Genomic DNA, 23,850 nt, shown 5'->3' on the forward strand with positions numbered 1-23,850 from the left:
TGCACGCGCACGATCCCGGCGTCGGCGCCGGTGGCCGAGTCCTCCAGGGTGTCGGCCATGACGTGGCGGTCGTACTGTTCCCAGAGCCAGCGCTTGGACGCCATGTCCGGGGCGCTCATCAGCTTGACGACCGCCGCGGCGTAGTCGGCCGGCGCGGGAACGTCCGAAGGGGCCAGGCGCGGCTGGGCCGGCGTCGCCACCCAGGGCCGGTCATAGAGCGGGGCGTCGTCGAACAGCGGCGCCAGCGGCACGTCGCAGACCACCTCGCCCGTGTGCTTCAGCACCATGCGGCCGGTGTCGGTGGTGTGGCCGATGGTGGCGGCGTCTAGGCCCCACTTCTTGAAGATCCGCTGGCCGTCGGCTTCGCGGCCGGGCTTCAGCACCGCCAGCATGCGCTCCTGGCTTTCCGACAGCATCATCTCATAGGCGCTCATGCCCTCTTCGCGCTGGGGCACCATGTCGAGGTTGAGCTCGACGCCCACCCCGCCCTTGCCGGCCATCTCGACCGAGGAGGAGGTGAGGCCCGCCGCGCCCATGTCCTGGATGGCGGCCACGGCGCCCGAGGCCATCAGCTCCAGCGTCGCCTCGATCAGCAGCTTCTCGGCGAAGGGGTCGCCGACCTGCACGGTCGGGCGCTTCTCGTCCGACGCGTCGTCGAATTCCTGGCTGGCCATGGTCGCGCCATGGATGCCGTCCCGGCCGGTCTTGGAGCCGAAATAGACCACCGGCAGGCCGGGCGAGGGCGCGGCGGAATAGAAGATCTTGTCGGCGTCGGCCAGGCCCACGCACATGGCGTTGACCAGGATGTTGCCGTCGTAGCCCTTGTGGAAATTGGTCTCGCCGGCGACCGTCGGCACGCCCACGCAATTGCCATAGCCGCCGATGCCGCTGACCACGCCCGACACCAGCCGCTTGGTCTTGGGGTGGCTGGGATCACCGAACCGCAGGGCGTTCAACAGCGCGATCGGCCGCGCGCCCATGGTGAAGACGTCGCGCATGATGCCGCCCACGCCCGTGGCCGCGCCCTGATAGGGCTCGATGTAGGAGGGGTGGTTGTGGCTTTCCATCTTGAAGATGCAGGCCTGGCCGTCGCCGATGTCGATCACGCCCGCGTTCTCGCCCGGCCCGCAGATCACGCGCGGCCCCGTGGTCGGGAACTTGCCCAGGTGCTTGCGGCTGGACTTGTAGGAGCAGTGCTCCGACCACATCACCGAGAACACCCCCAGCTCCACGAGGTTCGGCTCGCGGTTCAGGCGTTGGACGATGAGGTCGTATTCCTCGGGCTTCAGGCCGTATTCGGCGGCCGATTCGGCCAGGGTCTTCGCAGGCTGGGCGCTCATGGCCGGGCTTTTAGCCGGACTCGGCCGCGAGTGCGATAGGCAGGACGCGGCGGCGCGTCACCCTCGCATCAGGCTGATCGCCGCGCCGGCGACGAGGAAGCTGCCGAGCGCCGCGCAGACCAGGACGCGGACAATCAGCGCGATCATCGCTCAGCGCGACCGGGGCTGGGGAAGGCCGGCGACCTCGGTGGCCGACAGGTGGATCATCACGATCCCCGCCCCCTGGCCCGGCGACAGCGTGCGGTCATAGATCGCCTGCTCGAAGTGGAGCCGGGGCGGGGCGGGCGGCTTGGCCGCCCAGGCGCCGTAGGCGGCGACAATGGCCAGGATTGCGGCCCCCCAGGCCCCGGCCTGCAGCTGCGCGTCGCGGACGGCGGGCGCGGCCAGGGCGCCGATGCGGACCTCCAGCGGATGGGCGCCCGCCAGCCAATGGCAGCCGAGGGGCAGGGGTGATCCGTTCAGCTGGGTCTTCAGCATGGTCTGGGCGTAGAGCCGGCGCTGGCGCGACCGGGTGGCCATGACCGTGGCGTCGCAGGCCAGCTCCTGGTCCAGTCGGGCGAAATAGACTGCGACATGGACCAGCGGATTGAACCAGCACAGGCATTGGGCCAGGGCCATGGCGGCATTGGTCTTGGGATCGTCGCGCTCGATATGGGCCCGTTCATGGGCGCGGATCAGGGCGCGCTCAGCCTGCGAATAGCGTTCTTCGAAGTCGTCCGGGGTCACCAGGCGAGGCGTGATCACCCCGACCACGGCGGGACCCGCCAGGCCTGCGCGGGCCCGGGCCAGGAAACGCAGCTGGCCCCAGGCCAGGAGGCCGATCGCCAGGGTCGCGCCAGCCGCCCAGACCGCAGCCAGGCCCTGCGGCGGGTGTAGACGGAAGCGCGGGGCCAGGACGTGGGCCTGGAGCAGGGCGGCCGTCGCGCCCTCGGCTTCCGCTGCCGGGGCGAGGCTGGCCAGGAACACCAGCGGGACCGCGAGCCACAGGGCGTAGGCGGCCTGGGCGCCGCACAGGGCGCGGACCGGCCGGCGGGCGGCCAGCACGGCCAGGATCGCCAGCCCCGCCTGGACATTGGCCCACAGGAGGTTCGCGAGCAGGTCAGCGATCATCGTCGTCGAGCTCCGAGATCAGCTTCTTCAGCCGCGCCAGTTCCTCGGGCTTGAGGGTGCGGGTCTTGGCGAAATGGGCGACCATGGGGGCCAGCTGGCCGTCGAACAGCCGGTCGAGCAAGCCCTGGCTCTCGGCCTGGACATAGTCGGCGCGAGCGACCAGCGGCCGATAGCAGTGGCGGCCGCCGACCTTCTCGGACTTCAGCGCCTTCTTCTTCAGGAGCCGGTTGATCAGGGTCTTGACCGTGGCGTCGCCCCAGCCCTGGGCCGGCCCCACCTCGGCGACGATCTCGTCGGTGGTCAGCGGCTCACGTCGCCACAGGGCGTCCATGATCTGGCTTTCGGCGGCGGTGATGTGCATGGTCTTACGTCCGTAATTCACGGGCAGAATTACGCGGTTAATTCGATCCGTCAAGCGCGCGTCGCCGCCCCGATCCGGGCTGGTCGCCGCTTGCGGTGCGGCGGCGAACGGCGACTTTGGCGAATGAACCTCCGACGCCTGATCCTCGCCCTGCTGCCGGCCGTCCTGGTGGCGGGCCCAGCCCTCGCCCAGCCCGTCCCGCCGGTCAGTCCGGCCGGCGTCCGGCTCACCGCCCTGCTCGACAGCATGGACGTCGAGCACCTGTGGCTGGCCAGCGAGCATGTGAACTGGGAGACCGGCCGCCCAGACCGCGCCGCCGACTATGAGGGCCCGGGCAAGGCCACCCATTGCAGCGCCTTCGCCGCCGCCGTGGGCCAGAGGCTGGGGGTCTATATGCTGCGCCCGCCGCAGCATGGCCAGATCCTGCTGGCCAGCGCCCAGGCCGCCTGGTTCGCCTCAGCCGCCGGCCGCCAGGGCGGCTGGACCCCGGTGTCTGGGCCAGTGGCGGCCCAGGCCGCCGCCAACCAGGGCCAGCTGACCGTCATGGTCTATGCCAGCCCAGACCCCCACAAGCCCGGCCATATCGTCGTGGTGCGCCCGGCCGCCCGGTCCGTCGCCGACCTGGAGAAGGACGGCCCCCAGATCACCCAGGCCGGCCAGCACAACTATGCCAGCACGGTGGCGGCCGTGGGCTTCCGCGACCATCCGGGCGCCTGGCCGAATGGAGTGGCCTACTACACCCACCCCTGAAAGGGGGGCGGCTAGAGCCCCGGAACCACCGGCAGTTCGATGGAGCTGGCCGCCGCCCCGCCGCGATAGATCCGCTGGGTCGCCTTCTGATAGTCGCCTGGCTTGGCGAAGAAGATGTTGGGGACGAAGGTCTGCGGATTGCGGTCATAGAGCGGGAACCAGCTCGACTGCACCTGGACCATGATCCGGTGGCCGGGCAGGAAGACGTGGTTGGCCGGGGGCAGGGCGAAACGATAGGCCTGCGTCTGCCCGGCCGGGATCGCCGTCGGATGCTCCAGGCTCTCGCGATAGCGGCCGCGGAAGATGTCCATGCCCACCCCCAGCTCGAAGCCGCCCATCTCCGGATGGGAAGGGACCTCGTCCGGATAGACGTCGATCAGCTTGACCACCCAGTCTGAGTCCGTGCCGGAGGTCGATGCGAACAGGTTGACCACCGGCATGCCGGAGATGCGCAGCGGCTCGGTGAGCGGCGCGGTGACATAGGTCAGCACGTCGGGCCTGCCGTCGACGAACCTCTGGTCGGTGACCAGCCAGCGCCGCCAGGCCTCGCCATCGGCGAACACCACCGGGCGCGGCTGATAGGGCACGGGCTTGGCGGGATCAGAGACATACTCGTCGAAACCCGTCTCGGCCTTGGCCGGCGCCGTGAAGCTCAAGCCCCCTTTGGCGGCAAGATAGATCGGCCTGGACGCCACAGCGCAGCCCGAGGCGCAGGCCTGGGGATAGCGCTCCATCCGGCTCCACCGGTTCAGGCCGGTCTCATAGATCAGCACCGGTGGGGTGTCGGCCTTGGGGGCGCCGGTCTTGAGGTTGGCGTCCAGGAACGGCCGCATCACCTCCCTGCGGAAGGCCGTGGCGGTGTCGCCGGCGAACTTCAGCTCGCCCAGGCTTGAGCCGTCATAATTGACGCCGGAATGGCGCCACGGCCCCAGCACGATCGACAGCATGTCGTTCCTGGCGTCCTTGGGCTCCAGGGCCTCATAGGTGTGGATCGCGCCATACATGTCCTCCTGGTCCCACAGGGAGCCGACAATCATGGTCGGTACGCTGAGCGGCCGCTTGGCCAGCAACAGGTCCAGCGCCTGGCCCTGCCAGAAGCCGTCCCAGGCCGGGTGCTCGGTGATCTTCTTCCAGAAGGCCAGTTGTTCGAAGCCGTTGGCCTTGGCGTAGTCGCCGGCCGAGCCGGCCCGCAACAGGCCGTCATAGTCGTCATGGGTGGTGCGCGGCACGGCGTCGCCAGCGCCCCTCTGGCCGGTCTGGCGATAGATGTAGTCGAAATTGGTCTGACGGAACGCGCCGTTGTGGAACCAGTCGTCGCCCTTCCAGCCGTCGACCATCGGGCTCATCGGCACGGCGGCCTTCAGGGCCGGATGCGGGTCCAGCAGGGCCATGAGAACGGTGAAGCCCTCATAGGAGGAGCCGATCATCCCGACCCGGCCGTTGGATTCGGGCGTGTTCTTCACCAGCCAGTCGATGGTGTCATAGGCGTCCGTGACATGGTCGACGGCGGACGCATTGAGCGGGCCGCGCGGCGGCCGGGTCATCACATAGTCGCCCTCCGAGCCGAACTTGCCGCGCACGTCCTGGAACACCCGGATATAGCCGCCCTCGACCAGCACCTCGTCGCCCTGGGACAGGGTGGACAGCATGTCGGACCCCAGATTGCGCTCGGCCCGCTTGGCGGCGTTGTAGGGGGTGCGCGTCAGGATGATCGGCGCGTCCCTGGCCCCCTTGGGGATGACGATGACGGTGTAGAGCTTCACCCCGTCGCGCATGGGGATCATCACCTCGCGCTTCACATAGTCGTCGCCGGCCGTGGGCCGCACCAGGGCCTTGGGGATGTCGGGCGCCAGCGGCGAGGTCTGGGCCAGCGCGGGCGAGGCGGCCAGCAGGAGGACGAAGGCGAGCGCCGCGCGCAGGGGCAGGGAACGGAACATGCGATTCCTTGGAGAGACCTAGGCGCGAGCCTAGCGAGGTGGCGGGCGGGCGCAATGTTCGCTGGGGGCGGGTTGGAAAGGGGTGGATATCCCGACCTTAGCCTCGCCCCGCATCCACCAGCGCATCGACGAAGCGGCGGTTCAGGCGGGCGAGGTCGGCGAGATCGGCGGCCGACCAGTCGGCGAGCACCTTCGACAGCAGCCGGCGCCGGGCGGCGGTGATGGCCCGGACGATCGCGTCGCCGGCCGGGGTCAGGGCGGCGGTCCGGACGCGGCGGTCGGCGAGCGTCTCCTGGCGCGACACCAGGCCCAGGCCCTCGAGCTTGGCGAGTTGGCGGCTGACGGTCGTGTGATCGCGGCCGACCTGGGCGCCCAGGCCGGCGACGCCCAGGGGACCCCGGGCCGCCAGGCGGACCAGCAGCGGGAACAGGGCCCGGTCGAGCTCGACCCCGGCCTCGCGCAGCAGGACCTCGTCGCGCTGGGGACTGCTGAAGACGCTCATCAGGTCGACCAGGGCTGTGCCCAGATCATCGATATTGAGTGTATGATGCACGCTTTACAAGGCCCCCGGCGGATCACATAGTGCGTGCATGATACACGCATCTCCGACCCTCGTCATCGCCGGAAGCCTGAGGGCCCGCCGCATTTGCATCCAGGTCGCCGAATGGGTGGCGGGGCTCGGCCACGCCGCGACCGGCGGCGCCTTCGAAGTGGTCGATCTGAAGGACTGGCCGCTGCCGATGGACGATGAGCCCGGCATTCCGGCCGCCGGCGCCTACGCCTTCGCGCACAGCCAGGCCTGGAGTCGCAAGATCGCCGGGGCCGAGGCCTTCGTGATCGTCTCGCCGCAATATAACTGGGGCTATCCGGCTCCTCTGAAGAACGCCCTCGATCACCTCTACCGCGAGTGGGCCGGCAAGCCAGTGATGATCGTCACCTATGGCGGCCAGGGCGGCGACAAATGCTCGGCCCAGCTGGAGCAGGTCTGCCAGGGTCTGCACATGCGGCCCGTGCCCACCCGCCCGGGCCTGCGGCTGCCGCGCGAGCGGATCGAGGCCAATGACGGCACGGTCGATCCGGCGACGGTGTTCGCGAGCCATGTCGGCGACCTGCGCCAGGCGTTCGCCGAACTGGCCGCCGCGCGATCCCAGAGCTAGGCCCTCCACCGCTGGCGGGGAGAGGTTCCCCTGTTAGCCGCCCGTGAAGGCGCGGCGATTTCGCCGGGTCAAATTGTAATGTGACGGGCCTACAGAGGGGCGGCGGTTCGGCGCAGGCCCCGCGTGTGGGGCCAATCCTCCGAAATGTGGGGCGCGGGTGGTTAGCGGTCCCGGCGGCCCCGTGATACGAACCGTCCCCCCGCGCGTTGACGGTGGGGCGACTTGGGTTTGTTGAGCGCCAGGAGAGGCACATATGAGCAGGGTGCTGGTGATTGGAGCGGGCGGCGTGGGTTCGGTCGCCGTCCACAAGATGGCGATGAGCCCGGAGGTGTTCTCGCACATCACCCTGGCGAGCCGCACGCTGGCCAAGTGCGAGGCGATCGCCGCCTCGGTCAAGCAACGCACCGGCGTGACCATCGATGTGGCGGCGCTCGACGCTGACGATGTCGCCGCCACCATCGCCCTGATCTCGGCCGTGAAGCCCCAGATGGTGGTCAATCTGGCCCTGCCCTACCAGGACCTGGCGATCATGGACGCCTGTCTGGCCGCCGGGGTGAACTATCTCGACACCGCCAACTACGAGCCTCGCGATCAGGCCAAGTTCGAATATAGCTGGCAGTGGGCCTATCAGGCGCGGTTCAAGGCCGCAGGGCTGATGGCGCTGCTGGGCTGCGGCTTCGATCCCGGCGTGACCTCGGTGTTCACCACCTATGCCGCCAAGCACCTGCTCGACCGGATCGACACCCTCGACATCCTGGACTGCAACGGCGGCGACCACGGCCTGCCGTTCGCCACCAACTTCAATCCCGAGATCAATCTGCGCGAAGTGACCGCGCCGTCGCGGCACTGGGAGAATGGCGCCTGGGTCGAGGGCCCGGCCCTGGCCCAGAAACAGCTGTTCGACTTCGATCAGGTCGGCCCGCGCAACATGTACCTCATGTACCATGAGGAGCTGGAATCCCTGGTCAAGTTCCACCCGGACATCCAGCGCATCCGCTTCTGGATGACCTTTGGCGACTCCTATCTCAAGCACCTGGAGGTGCTGACCAATATCGGCATGACCCGGATCGATCCGGTGATGTTCGAGGGCCGCGAGATCATCCCCCTGCAGTTCCTGAAGGCCCTGTTGCCCGAGCCGTCCTCCCTGGGGTCGGTGACCCGGGGCAAGACCAATATCGGGACCATCGCCACCGGCCAGAAGGACGGCGTCCAGAAGACGGTCTACATCCTCAACATCTGCGACCACGAGGCCGCCTATGCCGAGACCGGCAACCAGGCGGTCAGCTACACGACCGGCGTTCCGGCCATGATCGGCGCGGCCCTGATGCTGAGCGGCCAGTGGAAGGGCCAGGGGGTGTTCAACATGGAACAGCTCGACCCCGACCCGTTCATGGACATGCTGAACCGGCACGGCCTGCCCTGGCAGGTCAAGGACCTGCCGGCGCCCCTGGCCTTCTGATCGGTCGCGACGCCATGCAAACCCAGGCCGCCGGCCCCGGCGCGTTCGCGAGCTTCGACCTCGGCCGTGTCCCGTCCCCCGCATTCGTGGTCGACGAGGTCGCCGTGCGGCGCAATCTCGCGGTGCTGGCCGACATTGGCGCGCGGGGCGGGGCCAAGGTGTTGTTGGCGCTCAAGGCCTTCTCCATGTGGGCCCTGGCCGATCTGGTGGGCGAGCATCTGGACGGGGTCTGCGCGTCCGGCCTGTGGGAAGCCCGGCTGGCCCGCGAGCACTACAGGGGCGAGCTGACCACCTATGCGCCGGCCTATCGGCGCGAGGACCTGGCCGAGATTCTGGCGCTGTCCGATACGGTGATCTTCAATTCTCCGGCCCAGATCGCCCGGTTCGCCGACCTGATCGCGGCAGCGCGCGACGCGGGCCAGCAGTTCGAGATCGGCCTGCGCCTCAACCCCGAGCACAGCGAGGCGGAGGTCGCCAAATATGATCCCTGCCAGGCCGGCTCGCGCCTGGGCTTCCCGGTCTCGCAACTGCGGCCGGAGCATCTGGACGGCGTCGACGGCTTGCACATCCACGCCCTGTGCGAACAGGGCTTCGAACCCCTGGCCCGCATCTGGGCCAGCCTGGAGCCCAAGCTCGCGGCGCTCCTGCCTCGCCTGAAATGGCTGAACCTCGGCGGCGGCCACCACATCACCCGCGCCGACTACGCCCGCGACGACCTGGTCGCCTTCCTGCGCGGGATCACGGCGCGCCACGGGGTCGAGGTCTATCTGGAGCCGGGCGAGGCGATCGCGCTCGACGCCGGCATACTGGTCGGCGAGATCCTCGACACCCTCGACAACGCCATGCCGGTCGCCATCACTGACATCTCCGCCACCTGCCACATGCCAGACGTGATCGAGGCGCCCTATCGGCCGGCCCTGCTGGGCGAGGCCGAGACCGGGGTGAGCGTGCGAATCGGCGGGCCCTCCTGCCTGGCCGGCGACATCATCGGTGACTATGTCTTCGCCGCCCCGCCGGCGCCGGGCGACCGCATCGCCTTCCTCGACCAGGCCCACTATTCGATGGTCAAGACCAACACCTTCAACGGCGTGCCCCTGCCGGCCATCGCGCTGTGGAACAGCGAGACCGATGCGCTCCGCCTGGTGCGGACCTTCGACTACACCGACTTCCGCGACCGGCTCTCCTGACGGGCGCGGGCTGGTCGCCTCCGTGGAGGTTGCGCGAACCGGGCGACTGGCGGCAAATAGCGGCGTTTCGAAATCTCGCCTGCCGCCATTTCCCCTAGCCCCATTTCCGCGCCCAGGAGCGCCAGACCCGATGAAGCTCTATTCCGGCGACCTCAGCCCCTATTCCGCCCGCGTGCGGATGCAGATCTACGCCAAGGGCATCAGCGACATCACGCTCGAGCGGCCGGCGACCTTCGGCACCCCGAAGTTCCGCGAGCAGTTCCCGATCGGCCGCATCCCGGTGCTGGATATCGACGGCGACATGATGCCGGAATCCGAGGTGATCGCGGAATATCTGGAGGAGATCTATCCCACGCCCTCGATGCTGGGCGCCACGCCGCGCGAGACCGCCCATATCCGCACCGTCGCCCGGGTCGGCGACATCTACATCATGAACAACATGTTCATGCTGTCGGGCCAGGCCCGCGCCAAGACCCGCAACGAGGGCGTGGTCGAACTGCTGGCCGGCCAGGTGGTCCGCAACATCAAGGCGCTGGACAAGATGATCGGCGAGGACGGCTTCGCCTGCTGCGGCCGTGTCACCATGGCCGACTGCGCCCTGGTGCCGGGCCTGTTCATGGTCGAGAACGTGCTGCCCAACACCGGCGTCGAGAACCCGATCCCGAAATCCGCCAAGGTCGCCGCCTATTGGGCCGCGATCCAGCAGAACGAACACGCCGCCAAGACCCTGGCCGAACTGCATCGCGGCCTGGAAGAACGCCGCGAACTGATCCGTTCCGGCGCCTTCGAGAAAATGATGACCGCCATGGTCGCCGCCCAGGCCAAGGCCGACGCGGAGGCCTGAGGGCAGGGCGCTATTCCGCCCAGCCAAAGACGTCCTCGACGCCGACGCCGAACACCCGCGAGATCCGGAACGCGCTTTCGAGCGAGGGGGAATATCTGCCCTGCTCGATGGCGATGATGGTCTGGCGGGTCACGCCGATGGCGGCGGCCAGGGCGGCCTGGCTCATGCCGCCAGCCTGTTCCCGCAGTTCGCTGACCCGGTTGGTGATGGGGGGCGGCTTGGCCAAGGCGCCCGATCCTATCGCCGAAAGAGCACGATCTGGGCCCCGTACTCGATCAACCCTGACGCCATCAGCGACAGAACGATCACGTGGAACATCACATTGCCGTCGCCGTGGGTCACATAGTGCCCCAGGGCCGGCAGCACGCCGACCAGGAACGCCAGCCCGGACCAATGCCCAGCCCGCGCCACGATCAGCCGCTCGCGCTCGTCCGGCGGCGCCCCTGATTGCTTCGGGAAGAAGATCCCGAGCCCGATTTCCAGGGCGACCACCCCCGTCAGGGTGAACCCGGCCGCCGCGACCGCCGCCGTCTCGGGCGGCGCCCCCAGGCCAACCCTCAGGATCGCCATCAGGCAATAGCCGCCCGCCGCGCCGAATAGGGCGACCATCACCCAAGCTGCAATCTCACGCACCGCCATCGGAACCCCCGTTGCTATGGCGGAACCATGGTCAAAGATTTTTGACATGTCAAAGATATTTTACATCGAGGGGCGCTGAGGCCGAGCCGCTCCGCCACCGCAGCCCGTTCGTGTCGTTCGTGTCGCTCGTGGTCAAACCCTTGCTGACGCGAAGCCGCCGGAGCGTGGGCGGCGAAACCCGCGACACCCCCCGCGCCCCGCCCACCACCAGAACCGCTTGTGGAACCGTGTTCGAAGGGGCTCGATAGGCTCGCGCCCGGTCTGGGCGCAGGCAGGGAGGGCCTAAGGATGGCGGACGGGGTCGTGGACGTTCTGAAGGACAAGCGCGCCGCCGCGCGCGAGGCCGCCTACAACACGCCCGTCGAGGACCTGAACCCGGCGCGGGCCTCGCTGTTCCGCGACGACGCCATGTGGCCGATCTTCGAGCGGCTGCGCGCGGAGGCGCCGGTCCACTACACGCCCGACAGCAACTACGGACCCTTCTGGTCGATCACAAAATACAACGACATCATGTCGGTGGACTCCAACCATCAGGTCTTTTCCTCGGCCAAGGGCATCGCGCTGTCGCCGAAGGCCGCCCAGGGGTTCCGCGACCCCAACAACACCGCCACCAACTTCATCGCCATGGATCCGCCGCGCCACGACGTTCAGCGCAAGACGGTCAGCCCGGCCCTTTCGCCCCACGCGCTGTCCGTCATGGCCCCGCTGATCCGTGAGCGGGCGGGCCAGATCCTCGACAGCCTTCCGATCGGCGAGACCTTCGACTGGGTCGATCTGGTGTCCAAGGAACTGACCACCATGACCTTGGCGACCCTGTTCGACTTTCCGTTCGAGAAGCGCCGCAACCTCACCCGGTGGTCCGACGCCATGACCACGCCGCCGGGCTTCGGCGGTCCGGTGGCCAACCTGCAGGAACTGCGCGACACCATGGCCGAGTGCTTCGGCTACTTCACCGAGCTCTGGAATCAGCGGGTCAACGCCGAACCGACCGGCGACCTGATCTCCATGCTGGCGCACGGGGAAGACACCCGAAACATGACGATGGCGGAGTTCCACGCCAATGTCGGCCTGCTGATCATCGGCGGCAATGACACCACCCGAAACACCATCTCCGGGTCAGTCCTGGCCTTGAACCAGAACCCCGATCAGTACGCCAAGCTGCGCGCGAATCCCGACCTGATCCCGTCCATGGTCTCCGAGACCATTCGCTGGCAAACGCCGCTCGCCCACATGTCCCGTACGGCGACCCAGGATTTCGAAATGGGCGGCAAGACCATCAGGGAAGGGGACAAGGTGGTCATGTGGTACGTCTCGGGCAATCGCGACGCGACCGTGATCGAGACCCCCGACAGCTTCATCATCGACCGGCCCCGGCCGCGCCAGCACATGTCCTTCGGGTTTGGCATCCACCGCTGCGTCGGCAACCGCCTGGCCGAGCTGCAGCTGACGATCATCTGGGAAGAGATCATGAAGCGCTTCCCCGACATCCAGCTCCAGGAGGAGCCCCGGCGCAGCTACTCGATCTTCGTGAAGGGCTATGAGGACATGAAGGTCGTCCTGCCCTCCAGGGTCTAGGCTGTTTGCGACGCCCGTCATCGTCCATGGTCGCGCCCGTGTTCGAAGGTCGGTTATGACATCCAGGATCGCCAGCTCCGGAACCTTGCGTCGCCGCGCCCTGGATGCGGCGCGGAGCCTGGTCGAACGCGGCGGGGCCGACGCCTTGCAGTTGCGGCGGGTGGCGACAGAGGTCGGCAGCGGGGTCGCAAGCCTCTACTACCACTTCACCAACAAGGACGCGCTGCAGGCGGCGGTGGCGGTCGAGGGGTGGCGGGATCTGGCCCAGAGGATCGAGCACGCCATGGAGAGCGGCAAGTTCCCGCACCGGATCGACGCGGCGAACGCCGCGTTGCTCACCTTCATCCGACGCAGTCCTAACCTCTACGCCCTGATGCAGATCGAACCGAGCGGCTCGGGGCATCACGCGGTGCGAGAGGCCGAGCATCGGGCGTTCGAAGCCTTTCAGAGTTCGCTGCGCGGCGATGACAGGGTCCCGGCTGAGCGGGTTGAGGACATCGCGCGCCTCTGCTGGGTGCTGGGCCGCGGCATCGCCTCGACCGTCCATATGGAGAAGGACATAGCCTTGGCCGAGCGCCTGGAGCAGGCGGTGCTGCGCGGCTTCGCCTTCCTGTTGTCCCCGCAATACGCGCGGTGAACTTGGCCTACGGGCCGCCCCCCTTGAACCGAGGCCTTCGGCCGCCTGCCCCGCGCATGAAAACTGCTCAGTTCGCGGCGATCGTCTTCAGGAACCGCCCGGAACCCGCCGCCCTGCGACGCTTACGATCCCCCATACGCGAAACCGTTGGCGTTCCGTGCCTGAGGCCCGAGATTGCCGGCGCCGCGCCTTACGGCTAGCGTCGCCGAAAGGCTGGCGACCGAGTCCGGCCACCCAGGGAGAGACTTCGATGGCAAACGCCGAAACCACCCGGCCAAGGGGCGGTATTTTCCGACGAAAGTCGGTCGCCCAGATCCAGTCCGAACATGAGAATGGCGAACTGGCGCGCTCGCTCAGCGCGCTGAACCTGGTCATGCTGGGGATCGGCTGCGTCATCGGCACCGGGATCTTCGTGCTGACCGGCCGCGCGGCCGCCCAGTTCGCCGGCCCCGGCATCATGATCTCCTTCATCATCACCGGCACGCTCTGCGCCTTTGTGGCGCTCTGCTATGCGGAACTGGCCTCGGTGCTGCCGGTCTCCGGCTCGGCCTATTCCTACAGCTACGCCTCGATGGGCGAGGTCGTGGCCTGGGTCATGGGCCTGTTGCTGGTGCTGGAATACGGCCTGGCGGCCTCGACCGTGGCCGTCGGCTGGTCGGGCTATCTGACAAGCCTGCTGCACCAGATGCACATCGTTATCCCTCCAGCGCTCACGGCCGCGCCGGGGGTGCTGGTCAAGAATGACGCCGGCGTGGTGATCGCCACCGGCATCATGAACCTGCCGGCCATCGTGGCCATCGGCCTGGTCACCTGCCTCTTGGTGCTCGGCGTCTCCGAGAGCGCCACGGTCAACAATATCGTCGTGGTCATCAAGCTGACCGTGGTCATCGCCTTCATCGTGATCGGCGCGCGCTATGTGAACCCGGCCCACTGGTCGCCGCTGATCCCGGCCCAGATCCCGGCCCCGCCGCCCGGCACGCCGATGGACATCTGGCATCAGATGGGCCGCGCCATGGTCGACGTGGTCACCGGCGCCAACAACACCAAGTACGGCATCGGCGGGGTGATCCACGCTGCTGCGGTGATCTTCTTCGCCTATCTGGGCTTCGAGGCGGTCTCCACCGCCGGGGCCGAGGCGCGCAATCCGGCCCGGGACATGCCGATCGGCATCCTGGGCGCGCTCGCCGTCTGCACCGTGCTCTACATCCTGACCTCGGCCGTGCTGGTGGGCATCGTGCCCTACGCCTCGCTGGACAACCCTGCGCCCATCGCCACGGCGGTGAACCAGATCGGCCTGCCCTGGTTCGCGGTGCTGGTGAAGATCGGGGCCATCGCCGGCCTGTCTTCGGTGATGCTGGTGCTGATGTATGGCCAGACCCGCATCTTCTACACCATGTCGCGTGACGGCCTGCTGCCCAGCGTGCTGGCCAAGGTGCACTCCAAGTTCAAGACGCCCTGGATCAACACCATCGTGGTCGGCGTGGCCGCGGCGTCGGCCGCCGGCTTCATGTCGCTGGACGCCCTGGCCGACCTGTCGAACGTCGGCTCGCTGGCCGCCTTCGCCATTGTCTGCATCACGGTGATCTATCTGCGCATCACGGCGAAGGACCTGAAGCGTCCCTTCCGCACCCCGCTCTATCCGGTGGTGCCGATCCTGGGCGCGATCATGTGCCTGTTCCTGCTGATGAGCCTGATGGCCGCCCCGGCCACCCGCAACTTCTTCCTGATCTATCTGGCGGCCGGCATCGCGGTCTATTTCGCCTATGGCATGTGGAACTCGAAGCTCGGGCGGGGGATCGCGGTCTCTGGCCACGAGGCCGAGCCGATGGAGCTGCCGCACAAGGGCGACTGATCGACCTGAGGCGGACTGGGATGTGGTGGGGGCGGCCGGCGCAGGCGCGGGTCGCCCCTTTCCATGCCCGGTCGGTAACAAGTGTTAACGCCGCATTCACCATGCCGCCCTAGCCTGGAGGTCTTGCACAGCGGACGGGACTTCGCGTGGCGATCTCGCCGATCAGAGGGCCGACCGGCGCGCCCAGCGCCGCGCAGATCACGGGAGCGATCCGCTCCAACGTGGGCGAAGTCGCGCGCATCCAGGAGATCGAGCGGGCCGGGCCGATCTATGGTCCGCGTCGGGCGCCCAGCGCCGACCAGGCCAATGCGCCCAAGACCCCCGCTTCGGCCGCCGCCATGGCCGCCCAGGACGCCGCCGCCCGCCAGGACGGCATGGGCCCGCTGATCGCCGACCTGCGCCAGGCCCTGGGGGGCCGGCCCCTGCCGCCCGCCGCCCGCGCCGCCGCCGCGCAGGTGATGATGCAGCTGTCGCCCATGGGCCCCGACGTATCGGCCCGCGACGTCGAGAAGGCGCTGACGGGGTCGGGCCTGTTGCTGGAGGCCAAGCTCGCCGCCGAGCCCCAGACCTCGCCGGTCGGCGTCGACCTCAAGGCCTCGCTGCTGATCCTGCGCCAGGCCCTGGCCGCCGGCCTGCCCAAGGACTCCGTGCGCACGCCGGGCAAGCCCACGGCCCAGCGGCCGCCGCCGCCCTATCGTGGCGGACCGACCACAGCCCAGCGCCCGGCTGCGTCCAATCTCGGCTCCGATGTCGAGATCCCGGCCGTGATGCGCCAGCTGGCCGATGAGACTGACGCGGCGCTGGCCCGCACCGAACTGCTGCAGATCGCCTCCATGCCCTCGCCGCACGACCTGGTCGAGGCCGGCGAGGTGACGCGCTGGGTGTTCGAGGCGCCAGTCGCCACGCCCCAGGGCGCGGCCATGACCCAGTTCGAGATCCGCCGCGAGGGCAAGGGCGATTCCCCCGATCGGGAGCAGGGCGCCACCTGGCGGACCCGCTTCGCCCTGGACATCGCGCCGCTCGGCCCGGTCGAGGCGCACCTGACCCTGGCCCATGGCCACCTCGGCGTCGCGCTCTGGGCCCAGACGATGGAGGGCGCCGAGCGGCTGCGCAGCCATGTTGCGATCCTGAACGCCCGGCTGGCGGCTGCGCGCCTGCCGGCCGACGTCTCGGTGTTTCACGGGACCCCCGCCGCCCCACCGCCCGCCGCCGGCCGCCTCGTGGACCAAACCCTGTGAGCACCGACACCCCCAGCCGCCGCGTCGCCGTGGCCCTGCGCTATGAGAGTGGCGGCGCGCCCCAGGTGGTGGCGTCCGGCCGTGGCCTGACCGGGGAGCGGATCATCGCGGTGGCGGAGGCCCATGGCGTGCCCATGACCCACAATCCGCCCTTGGCCCAGGCGCTCTCGACCCTGGAGCTGGAGACCGAGATCCCCGAGCGGCTCTATGTGGCGGTGGCCGAGGTGCTGGGCTTCCTGCTGAAGGCCGCCAAGGACTAGGCGTTCATTTCAGGATCGCGCCGAAGATCAGCTTGAGAACTCCGGCGACGACACTGAGCGCCAGAACGCTCGCCGCCCAAAGGCCGGCGAACCAGGCCCAGCGCCGCCAAGTCGCCGAGGTTGGGGACGGGGTCAATGATAGCCCTCCGCCCCGACCTTGCCGCGAAACACCCAGTAGGCGTAGCCAGTATAGGCCAGGATGATCGGCACCAGGATCGCCGCGCCGACCAGCATGAAGGCCTGGCTGGAGGGCGGGGCGGCCGCCTGCCAGATCGTGACCTGCGTCGGCACCACATAGGGGAACAGGCTGATCGCCAGTCCGACATAGCCTAGGGCGAAGAGGCCGAGCGCCAGCGGGAACAGCCAGGTCTCGCGGCGGCGCTTCAGGCCATAGACCAGCGCGCCGGCGGTCAGCAGCACGAGCAGGGGCACCTGGGCGGTGGCCAGGATCCGCGGGAACTCGAACCAGCGCCGCCAGTAAGCCGCCCCCAGGAACGGGGTCGCGAGGCTGACGCTGAAGATGGCGAGCAGGGTCGCGCCAGTGAGCCAGGCGGCCAGCCGGTAGGCGCGGTCCTGCAGGGCGCCCTCGGTCTTCAGGACCAGCCAGGTCGCGCCGAGCAGGCTGTATCCGGCCAGGACCGAGACCCCGCAGAGCAGGCTGAACGGGGTGAGCCAGTCCCACCAGCCGCCGCCATAGCCGCGGCCTGCGACCTTCACGCCCTGCAGGATCGCCCCCAGGATCACGCCCTGGGACAGGGCGGCCAGGGCCGAGCCGCCGCAGAAGGCGAGGTCCCAGGCCCATTTGGCCCGTTCCGTCCGCCAGCGATATTCGAAGGCCACGCCCCGGAACACGAGACCCAGCAGCATGGCGATCAGGGGGGTGTAGACCGCCGGCATCAGGATCGCATAGGCGAGCGGGAAGGCGGCGAACAGCCCGCCGCCGCCGAGGATCAGCCAGGTCTCGTTGCCGTCCCAGACCGGGGCGACGGAGTTCATGGCGGTGTCGCGCTGGGCGCCGCGCTGGAAGAACGGGAAGAGGACGCCGACGCCCAGGTCAAAGCCGTCCATCGCCACATAGGCGAAGACCGCGAAGGCGAGGATGGCGGCCCAGATCAGGGTGAGGTCGATAGGCATGGTCAGGACCTCACTCGGCGGGATGCAGCAGGCGGTCGGGCGCGATCCCGGGCGCGGGGGTCAGGCCGGCGGCGCGCAGGGGCGATGGGCCGCCTGGGCCGGTCTCGTGCGCATGCGGCGGCTGGCTCATCAGCCGTAGCAGGTAGAACAGGCCCGCTCCGAACACCGTGAAATAGACCACGGCGAAGGCGGCGAGCGAGGCCGCGACCGCCGGGGCGTCCAGCGGCGAGGCCGAGTGGGCGGTGCGCAGCAGGCCATAGACCGTATAGGGCTGGCGGCCGACCTCGGTGGTCACCCAGCCGGCGAGGACCGCCACGAACCCCATCGGCCCCATGCCCAGGGCCAGCCATTGGGGCGGCTTCCAGTCATAGAGCTTGCCCCGGGCGCGTGCGAGCAGGGTGAGCGCCCCCAGGCCGGCTATGGCCAGGCCGATCCCGACCATGATCCGGAACGACCAGAAGACGACCGGCACATAGGGCCAGTTCTGGCGCGGTATGGTGTCCAGCCCGGCCAGCGGGGCGTTCGGATCGTGCTTCAGGATCAGCGAGGAGAGCTTGGGGATCTCGATCCTGGCCCGCACGATCCCGGCCTTCTGGTCCGGCAGGCCGAACAGGATGAGGGGCGCGCCGTCGGGATGGCTCTGATAGTGCCCCTCCATGGCCATGACCTTGGCGGGCTGATGTTCCAGGGTGTTGAGGCCATGGGCGTCGCCGGCCAGGATCTGGATGGGCGCGACCAGGGTGATCATCCACATGGCCATGGAGAACATCTTGCGCGCCGCCGGCTGGGCGCGGTCCTTGAGCAGGTGGAAGGCCCCGACTGCGCCGACCACCAGGGCGGTGGTCAGATAAGCGGCCAGCACCATGTGCACCAGGCGGAACGGGAAGGAGGGGTTGAAGATGACAGCCATCCAGTCCAGCGGCAGGAACTGGCCCTGGGCATTGATCCCGTAGCCGGCCGGGGTCTGCATCCAGCTGTTGACCGCGATGATCCAGAAAGCCGAGGCGAAGGTGCCGATCGCCACGGCCAGGGTGGCGGCGAAGTGCAGTCGGTCGCCGACCTTTTCCCGACCGAACAGCATCACCCCCAGGAATCCGGCCTCCAGGAAGAAGGCCGACATGACTTCATAGGCCATCAGCGGACCGACCACGGGGCCGGCCTTGTCGGAGAACACCGACCAGTTGGAGCCGATCTGATAGGACATGACCAGGCCCGACACGACGCCGGCCCCGAAGGCCACGGCGAAGATCTTCATCCAGTAATTGAACAGGTCGAGATAGACCGGCTTGCGGGTCCTCAGCCACAGCCCCTCCAGCACGGCCAGGTAGCTGGCCAGGCCGATCGAGAAGACCGGGAAGACGATGTGGAAGGCGATGGTGAAGGCGAACTGCGCCCGCGCCAGGATCAGAGCGTCGGTCATGACGGGTCCTCCTGAGATATGTTGCGACGCTTGCCGCTGGCGAACACCGCGATCTTGCTCTTGACCTCCAGCAGCTTGGAGACGCCGGCGCCCAGGGCCAGCAGCTGGGCCAGGCTGTCATTGTCCAGGCGCTGGACGTCATCGGCCCAGCCGGTGAGCAGCTCGATCAGGTCATGCATCTGGCGCATCTTGGCCTGGGCGTGGCGCTCTTCGGCGCTGGTCGGGGTCTCCATCAGGATGTCGCGCAGCAGGGAGAGGGTGGGGTCGATCTCGCGCTTGCGGCGCTCCTCGGCGAGCGTCCGCAGGATCTGCCAGATGTCGTCGGGGGCCTCGAGATACTCGCGCCGATCGCCAGGCAGGTGGCGTTTGCGCACCAGCCGCCAGGCCTCCAACTCCTTGATTCCCATGCTGACATTGGAGCGCGAGACCCCCAGCGCCTCGGTGATCTCGTCGGCGTTCAGCGGACGGTCGGAGAGGAATAACAGGGCGTAGATCTGGCCGACGGTGCGGTTGACCCCCCAGCGCCCGCCCATCTCCCCGAAATGCAGCACGAAGGCCTGGACGATCGGGGGGAGGGTCATTTCGTCATTCCTGAGATTTCAGCAATGACTGAAATTACAGAATGACGTGATCCAGATCAAGGACCGGGTCGAAATTTCGTGGAGATCAGGCGCTGGCCAGGGCGCTCTGGAACAGGATGGCGCCGTCCGCCGAGCCCAGCTCGACCTCGAAGGCGCGGTCGGGGTGGGGCATCAGGCCGAGCACATTGCCCGCGCCATTGACGATGCCGGCGATGGCGTCGGTCGAGCCGTTGGGATTGTTCACATAGCGGAACACCACCTGGCCCTCGCCCTCGATGCGGGCCAGGGTCTCGGCGTCGGCGAAGAAATTGCCCTCGCCATTGCCGACGGTCATGGTCACTTGGCGGCGGTCGCCATAGCCGGCGGTGAAGCGGGTCTGGGCGTTGGCGACCTCGAGGTCGACGGCCTTGCAGACATATTTCAGCTGTTCGTTGCGCAACAGGGCGCCGGGCAGCATGCCGGCCTCGCACAGCACCTGGAAGCCGTTGCAGATGCCGACCGTGGCCACGCCGCGCGCGGCGGCGGCCTTGACCTCGGTCATCACCGGCGACAGAGCCGCCATGGCCCCGCAGCGCAGATAGTCGCCGTAGGAGAAGCCGCCGGGCAGGACGATCAGGTCGAGGCCCGAGGGCAGGGCGGTCTCGGCGTGCCAGACCATCTCCACCGCCGCGCCGGTCGAGCGCTCGATGGCGACCTTGCAGTCGCGGTCGCAGTTGGAGCCAGGGAAGACGATGACGGCGGCTTTCATTTGGCGGCCTCTAGCTGGTCGGGAGCGGGGATGCGAGTCTTGAAGTCGAAGGCGTGGTCGCTGGGCCCGTGGGCGTGGAGGTGGGCCAGGCGGGCCACGCCCTCGTCGCGGGTGGGCAGGGTCCCGGCCGGGATCCACCACAGGCAGAAGGTCGCCTGCACATGGGCCTCGAACCACGCCCCCCGGCGGCGGACATAGTCGCGGTGCACGGTGCGATAGGCGAAGGCGGCCAGGTGCTCGGCGCTCTCCCAGACCGACATATTGACCAGATAGAGCGGGTCCTGATCGGGGGCGGGCGCATCCGACGAAAACCCCTCGCCGTCGCCGCGCCACAGGAAGCCGGGCTGGGCCTCGGCCAGCGCATTGATCTCGTCCAGCGCCTCGCGGAATTCGGCGATCTCGGGGGCCTCCAGCGGCGCCTTGAGGGTGGCGACATTGAACTGGGCCAGGTGATAGCCGCTCATTTGCCGCCCGCCTTGGCCAGGCTCTTCAGATAGGCGTCGAGCTGGTCATATCCAGCCTTGTCGCCAAACGGACAGCCGGAATTGGTGACCCGGCCGCCGGCCGCGCGCTGCTGCAGGATCGCCGGATGGCCTGGGGCGCCCTTCAGGGTGATCATGTAGGACAGGCTGGCGTCGGCGGAGGTGTAGAACCGGTAGGGCTCGCCGGGTTCGGGCGGGGCTGGCCGGATCCCCGGCTGGGCGGCGATCTTGGCGGCGAGCGCATCGAACCCCAGGGCGCAGTCCAGGACGGGGACCGGCGCGGGCGCCGCAGGTTTCGGCGCGCAGGCGGCCAGGGCGAGGGCGCCTCCCAGGAGGGGCGCCAGCACCCTCACGCCAGTTCCACCCGGTAGCTTTCGATCACCGTGTTGGCGAGCAGCTTCTCGCACATCAGCTTGACCTCGGCCTCGGCGGCCGCGGCGTCGGCGGAGGTGAGGTCGAACTCGATGGTGCGGCCGACCCGCACGCCCTCGACCCCGGCCCAGCCCAGGCCATGCAGGGCGTTCTCGACAGCCTTGCCCTGGACGTCGAGGACGCCGGGCTTGAGGAAGACATGGACTTTCGCGCGCACTAGTGCAGGCCTCCTTGGATCACGGTCGGCATCTCTTTCATGATGCCGAGCCTTCGGGCGACTTCGGTGTAGTTCTCGATGACATCGCCCAGATCGCGGCGGAAGCGGTCCTTGTCCATCTTCTCCTGGGTCTGGGCGTCCCAGAGCCGGCAGCTGTCGGGGCTGATCTCGTCGGCCAGGATGGTGCGGGCGAAGTCGCCTTCCCAGAGCCGGCCGAACTCGATCTTGAAGTCGACCAGCGTGATCCCGACCGCGCCGAACGAGCCGTTCAGGAAGTCGTTGATCCGCAGGGTCAGCGCCATCATGTCGTCGAGCTCCTGGGTCGAGGCCCAGTTGAAGGCGGTGATGTGCTCTTCGGTGACCATCGGGTCGGAGAGCTTGTCGTCCTTCAGGTAGAACTCGATGATCGAGCGCGGCAGCTGCTGGCCTTCGGGCAGGCCGAAGCGCTGCGACAAAGAGCCCGCGGCGATGTTGCGGCAGACCACCTCCAGCGGGATGATCTCGACTTCGCGGATCAGCTGTTCGCGCAGATTGAGGCGGCGGATGAAGTGGTTCTGGACACCGATGGTGTTCAGCCGCGTCATGAAGTATTCGCTGATGCGATTATTGATGACGCCCTTGCCTTCGAGAATGGCTTTCTTCTGGGCGTTGAATGCTGTCGCGTCGTCCTTGAAGTATTGGATCAGTGTTCCCGGCTCAGGCCCCTCGTACAGGATCTTGGCCTTGCCTTCGTAGATCTTCTTGCGACGGGTGGTCATACATGCCTTCTCCACGAAGCGAGGGCTTGGTCGGCGGCGGAAACAAAAACGCGCGCCGTTGTTCCCAACGCGCGCGGCGACCGCGATTCGACCTTCTCGCTCATCTGAGGCGGAACGAATTTAGCTGACCGGGGGCGCGCGCGCAAACTTCGCCGCGTGTCCCGTTCGCTCGTGGTGGACGAAGCGCCGCTTTCGATTGCGGGGGCCGCCGCCAAGCGATAGAGGATCGGCGACTGACACGATCTGGGACCATCATGACGACCTTCGACAATCGCGAACGTGGCTTCGAGAACAAGTTCGCGCTGGAGCAGGAAAACGAATTCAAGGCGGGCGCCCGGCGCAACCGCCTGCTCGGCCAATGGGCCGCCGGCCTGATGGGCCTGGAAGGCGATCACATCGCCGAATACGCCCAGGCCGTGGTGAAGTCGGACTTCGAACTGCCCGGCGACGAGGACGTGCTGCGCAAGGTGTTCGAGGACCTCAAGGGCTCCGGCGTCGGCGTCTCCGAGGGCGAGGTCCGCATGAAGATGGCCGAGCTGCTGGCCCTGGCCCGCGACCAGCTGAAGAACGGGATCTGATCCCCGGCCTCATCGGTCGCTGAATTTCAGAACGCCGCCCCTCGCCGGGCGGCGTTTTTCGTTTGGGCGCCGTTGGGGCAGATCGCCCAGACCTTGCCGCCAGAACACCAATGCCCGGGAGGCGACCATGGCCGATCAAGACAGTCTGAGCGTGGAGCGGCGGGGCGCCGTCGACTTCGTCACCCTCAACCGGCCCGACCGGCTGAACGCCCTGAACCAGCCCCTGTCCGAGGCCCTGCTCAGCTATTTCGAGGCGCGGCGGCGGGACACCGAGTCCCGGGTGATCGTGCTGGCCGGGGCGGGGCGCGCCTTCTGTTCCGGCGCCGACCTCAAGGCCGGCGGCCAGCCCGACGCCCTGAAGGACGGGCCCAATGGCGACTGGATGCTGCGCGACACCCTGAAGGCCATGCGCGCCTGCCCGCAGCCGATCGTGGCCCTGGTCCAGGGGGCGGCGGCCGGGGGCGGCCTGGCCATAGCGCTCGCCGCCGACATCATCGTGGCCGGCGAGAGCGCCGCCTTCCACCCGGCCTTCATCAAGATCGGGCTGTCGGGCTCGGAGCTGGCGGTCAGCTGGCGGCTGCAGCGGACCATCGGCCCCTATCGCACCCGCGACATGCTGCTGACCGGCCAGCCGATGAAGGCGGCCGACGCCCTGGCCGCCGGCCTGGTCTCGCGCCTGGTCCCGGACGCCGACCTGGCGGCGACCGGCGCGGCGATCGCCGACGCCATGCTGGCGGCGTCCCCCGACGCCCTGCGCGTCTCCAAGCGCACCTTCGACGCGACGCTGGAGGGCTTGAGCTTCGACGCGGCGCTGGAGATGGAGGAGCGCGGCCAGATCCAGATCATCCGCGCCGGGCGCGCGGCGATGGCGGCGGCGGCCAAGGGGTAGGGGCGCAGCCGAGCCTTGCCTGCGCGGCGGGCCGGGATAGGGTCTGAGCCTGTCCGACCCGGAGTTCCCATGCGTCATCTGTTCCGTACTGCGGCGGTCTCCGCCCTGATCCTGGCCGCGCCCGTTGCGGCGGGCGTTCCCGGCCTGGCCTGGGCGCAAACCTCCGCGCCGCCCGCCGTCGCGTCGCCCTCGGCCGAGGACGCCCGGTTCATCGGCTTCCTCGACGCCGAGTTCGCCCAGGAACTGACGATGCGGCCGCAGCTGGCCACGCGGCTGGGGCTGAAGGTCGGCGAGGACCGGCTGGACGACATCAGCGACGCCGGCC

General features: G+C 68.5%; 29 protein-coding genes. 13 read left to right on the forward strand and 16 right to left on the reverse strand.

Going from position 1 to position 23,850, the window contains the following annotated elements; translation table 11 throughout:
* From purL to Q7P21_RS08850, 3 genes are all read right to left on the reverse strand, one after another.
* Positions 1 to 1,340: phosphoribosylformylglycinamidine synthase subunit PurL (purL, locus tag Q7P21_RS08840; RefSeq protein WP_304176720.1), on the reverse strand; the 1,340-nt coding region annotated here is incomplete at its 3' end.
* A gap of 150 nt (positions 1,341 to 1,490) precedes the next feature.
* Complete coding sequence (locus tag Q7P21_RS08845) at positions 1,491 to 2,450, reverse strand: M56 family metallopeptidase (RefSeq protein ID WP_304176723.1); 960 nt, start codon at positions 2,448 to 2,450, stop codon at positions 1,491 to 1,493.
* Complete coding sequence (locus Q7P21_RS08850) at positions 2,440 to 2,811, reverse strand: BlaI/MecI/CopY family transcriptional regulator (RefSeq protein WP_304168676.1); 372 nt, start codon at positions 2,809 to 2,811, stop codon at positions 2,440 to 2,442. The genes Q7P21_RS08845 and Q7P21_RS08850 overlap by 11 nt, the downstream gene beginning before the upstream one ends.
* Before the next feature lie 123 nt (positions 2,812 to 2,934).
* Between Q7P21_RS08850 and Q7P21_RS08855 the strand changes: the two genes are divergently transcribed.
* The gene (locus Q7P21_RS08855; protein WP_304176726.1) at positions 2,935 to 3,561 is read left to right on the forward strand and encodes a hypothetical protein; all 627 of its coding nucleotides are present in this window, start codon (positions 2,935 to 2,937) and stop codon (positions 3,559 to 3,561) included.
* Between the two features lie 11 nt (positions 3,562 to 3,572).
* Here Q7P21_RS08855 and Q7P21_RS08860 read toward each other — a convergent pair whose 3' ends face one another.
* Together Q7P21_RS08860 and Q7P21_RS08865 are read right to left on the reverse strand one after the other, a co-directional pair.
* The gene (locus Q7P21_RS08860; protein ID WP_304176729.1) at positions 3,573 to 5,498 is read right to left on the reverse strand and encodes a CocE/NonD family hydrolase; all 1,926 of its coding nucleotides are present in this window, start codon (positions 5,496 to 5,498) and stop codon (positions 3,573 to 3,575) included.
* 97 nt (positions 5,499 to 5,595) lie between these two features.
* A complete protein-coding gene (locus Q7P21_RS08865; protein ID WP_304168647.1) occupies positions 5,596 to 6,051 on the reverse strand; it encodes a MarR family winged helix-turn-helix transcriptional regulator in 456 nt (151 codons plus the stop codon).
* Between the two features lie 37 nt (positions 6,052 to 6,088).
* Here Q7P21_RS08865 and Q7P21_RS08870 point away from each other — a divergent pair, with 37 nt between their 5' ends.
* The 4 genes from Q7P21_RS08870 (at position 6,089) to Q7P21_RS08885 (ending at position 10,145) form a co-directional block, all read left to right on the forward strand.
* Positions 6,089 to 6,655 carry an NADPH-dependent FMN reductase gene (locus tag Q7P21_RS08870; RefSeq protein WP_304176731.1) on the forward strand — a complete coding sequence of 189 codons (567 nt, stop codon included), beginning with the start codon at positions 6,089 to 6,091 and terminating at the stop codon, positions 6,653 to 6,655.
* A 253-nt stretch (positions 6,656 to 6,908) separates the two neighbouring features.
* The gene (locus tag Q7P21_RS08875) at positions 6,909 to 8,114 is read left to right on the forward strand and encodes a saccharopine dehydrogenase family protein (RefSeq protein WP_304168652.1); all 1,206 of its coding nucleotides are present in this window, start codon (positions 6,909 to 6,911) and stop codon (positions 8,112 to 8,114) included.
* A 14-nt stretch (positions 8,115 to 8,128) separates the two neighbouring features.
* The gene (locus Q7P21_RS08880) at positions 8,129 to 9,301 is read left to right on the forward strand and encodes a carboxynorspermidine decarboxylase (protein WP_304168654.1); all 1,173 of its coding nucleotides are present in this window, start codon (positions 8,129 to 8,131) and stop codon (positions 9,299 to 9,301) included.
* A 130-nt stretch (positions 9,302 to 9,431) separates the two neighbouring features.
* Entirely contained in the window at positions 9,432 to 10,145 is a 714-nt protein-coding gene (locus Q7P21_RS08885; protein ID WP_304168657.1) for a glutathione S-transferase family protein, read from the forward strand.
* A gap of 10 nt (positions 10,146 to 10,155) precedes the next feature.
* On the opposite strand, the gene Q7P21_RS08890 is transcribed toward Q7P21_RS08885, so the two are convergent.
* Together Q7P21_RS08890 and Q7P21_RS08895 are read right to left on the reverse strand one after the other, a co-directional pair.
* Complete coding sequence (locus Q7P21_RS08890) at positions 10,156 to 10,371, reverse strand: helix-turn-helix transcriptional regulator (protein ID WP_304168660.1); 216 nt, start codon at positions 10,369 to 10,371, stop codon at positions 10,156 to 10,158.
* 11 nt (positions 10,372 to 10,382) lie between these two features.
* Entirely contained in the window at positions 10,383 to 10,754 is a 372-nt protein-coding gene (locus Q7P21_RS08895; RefSeq protein ID WP_304176733.1) for a hypothetical protein, read from the reverse strand.
* Positions 10,755 to 11,072: 318 nt separating this feature from the next.
* On the opposite strand from Q7P21_RS08895, the gene Q7P21_RS08900 reads away from it, so the two are divergent.
* From Q7P21_RS08900 to Q7P21_RS08920, 5 genes are all read left to right on the forward strand, one after another.
* Positions 11,073 to 12,359, forward strand: coding sequence for a cytochrome P450 (locus Q7P21_RS08900; RefSeq protein WP_304176736.1), 1,287 nt, complete (start codon positions 11,073 to 11,075; stop codon positions 12,357 to 12,359).
* Between the two features lie 55 nt (positions 12,360 to 12,414).
* Positions 12,415 to 12,996, forward strand: coding sequence for a TetR/AcrR family transcriptional regulator (locus Q7P21_RS08905; protein WP_304168668.1), 582 nt, complete (start codon positions 12,415 to 12,417; stop codon positions 12,994 to 12,996).
* A 250-nt stretch (positions 12,997 to 13,246) separates the two neighbouring features.
* Positions 13,247 to 14,848, forward strand: coding sequence for an APC family permease (locus Q7P21_RS08910; protein WP_304168671.1), 1,602 nt, complete (start codon positions 13,247 to 13,249; stop codon positions 14,846 to 14,848).
* Positions 14,849 to 14,994: 146 nt separating this feature from the next.
* On the forward strand, positions 14,995 to 16,086 hold the full coding sequence (locus Q7P21_RS08915; RefSeq protein ID WP_304176739.1) for a flagellar hook-length control protein FliK: 1,092 nt from the start codon (positions 14,995 to 14,997) through the stop codon (positions 16,084 to 16,086).
* Positions 16,083 to 16,346, forward strand: a complete 264-nt coding sequence (locus tag Q7P21_RS08920; RefSeq protein ID WP_304176741.1) for an EscU/YscU/HrcU family type III secretion system export apparatus switch protein — start codon at positions 16,083 to 16,085, stop codon at positions 16,344 to 16,346. The genes Q7P21_RS08915 and Q7P21_RS08920 overlap by 4 nt, the downstream gene beginning before the upstream one ends.
* A gap of 4 nt (positions 16,347 to 16,350) precedes the next feature.
* On the opposite strand, the gene Q7P21_RS08925 is transcribed toward Q7P21_RS08920, so the two are convergent.
* The 9 genes from Q7P21_RS08925 to purC all read right to left on the reverse strand — a co-directional run bounded on the left by Q7P21_RS08925 (position 16,351) and on the right by purC (position 22,058).
* The gene (locus Q7P21_RS08925; RefSeq protein ID WP_304171063.1) at positions 16,351 to 16,482 is read right to left on the reverse strand and encodes a DUF2474 family protein; all 132 of its coding nucleotides are present in this window, start codon (positions 16,480 to 16,482) and stop codon (positions 16,351 to 16,353) included.
* Positions 16,479 to 17,480, reverse strand: a complete 1,002-nt coding sequence (gene cydB / locus Q7P21_RS08930) for a cytochrome d ubiquinol oxidase subunit II (protein ID WP_304176744.1) — start codon at positions 17,478 to 17,480, stop codon at positions 16,479 to 16,481. The genes Q7P21_RS08925 and cydB overlap by 4 nt, the downstream gene beginning before the upstream one ends.
* Before the next feature lie 10 nt (positions 17,481 to 17,490).
* The gene (locus Q7P21_RS08935) at positions 17,491 to 18,900 is read right to left on the reverse strand and encodes a cytochrome ubiquinol oxidase subunit I (protein ID WP_304176746.1); all 1,410 of its coding nucleotides are present in this window, start codon (positions 18,898 to 18,900) and stop codon (positions 17,491 to 17,493) included.
* Positions 18,897 to 19,481, reverse strand: a complete 585-nt coding sequence (locus Q7P21_RS08940; protein ID WP_304171068.1) for a GbsR/MarR family transcriptional regulator — start codon at positions 19,479 to 19,481, stop codon at positions 18,897 to 18,899. Before Q7P21_RS08940 ends, Q7P21_RS08935 begins: the two co-directional genes overlap by 4 nt.
* 85 nt (positions 19,482 to 19,566) lie before the next feature.
* Positions 19,567 to 20,229 carry a phosphoribosylformylglycinamidine synthase subunit PurQ gene (gene purQ / locus Q7P21_RS08945; RefSeq protein ID WP_304171070.1) on the reverse strand — a complete coding sequence of 221 codons (663 nt, stop codon included), beginning with the start codon at positions 20,227 to 20,229 and terminating at the stop codon, positions 19,567 to 19,569.
* Positions 20,226 to 20,693 (reverse strand): DUF3291 domain-containing protein, encoded by a 468-nt coding sequence (locus tag Q7P21_RS08950; protein ID WP_304171072.1) that lies wholly within the window; start codon positions 20,691 to 20,693, stop codon positions 20,226 to 20,228. Before Q7P21_RS08950 ends, purQ begins: the two co-directional genes overlap by 4 nt.
* A complete protein-coding gene (locus Q7P21_RS08955) occupies positions 20,690 to 21,058 on the reverse strand; it encodes a hypothetical protein (protein ID WP_304171074.1) in 369 nt (122 codons plus the stop codon). Before Q7P21_RS08955 ends, Q7P21_RS08950 begins: the two co-directional genes overlap by 4 nt.
* Before the next feature lie 2 nt (positions 21,059 to 21,060).
* The gene (gene purS, locus Q7P21_RS08960) at positions 21,061 to 21,300 is read right to left on the reverse strand and encodes a phosphoribosylformylglycinamidine synthase subunit PurS (protein WP_304176749.1); all 240 of its coding nucleotides are present in this window, start codon (positions 21,298 to 21,300) and stop codon (positions 21,061 to 21,063) included.
* Complete coding sequence (gene purC, locus Q7P21_RS08965; RefSeq protein WP_304171078.1) at positions 21,300 to 22,058, reverse strand: phosphoribosylaminoimidazolesuccinocarboxamide synthase; 759 nt, start codon at positions 22,056 to 22,058, stop codon at positions 21,300 to 21,302. Before purC ends, purS begins: the two co-directional genes overlap by 1 nt.
* Before the next feature lie 254 nt (positions 22,059 to 22,312).
* Here purC and Q7P21_RS08970 point away from each other — a divergent pair, with 254 nt between their 5' ends.
* The 3 genes from Q7P21_RS08970 to Q7P21_RS08980 all read left to right on the forward strand — a co-directional run.
* Positions 22,313 to 22,636, forward strand: coding sequence for a DUF1476 domain-containing protein (locus tag Q7P21_RS08970; RefSeq protein WP_304171080.1), 324 nt, complete (start codon positions 22,313 to 22,315; stop codon positions 22,634 to 22,636).
* Positions 22,637 to 22,763: 127 nt separating this feature from the next.
* Positions 22,764 to 23,525, forward strand: a complete 762-nt coding sequence (locus Q7P21_RS08975; RefSeq protein ID WP_304176752.1) for an enoyl-CoA hydratase/isomerase family protein — start codon at positions 22,764 to 22,766, stop codon at positions 23,523 to 23,525.
* A gap of 69 nt (positions 23,526 to 23,594) precedes the next feature.
* The coding region (locus tag Q7P21_RS08980; protein WP_304176754.1) for a hypothetical protein at positions 23,595 to 23,850 on the forward strand (256 nt) is incomplete at its 3' end.

The organism is Phenylobacterium aquaticum (assembly GCF_947378715.1).
GTDB classification, from domain to species: Bacteria; Pseudomonadota; Alphaproteobacteria; order Caulobacterales; family Caulobacteraceae; genus Phenylobacterium; species Phenylobacterium aquaticum_A.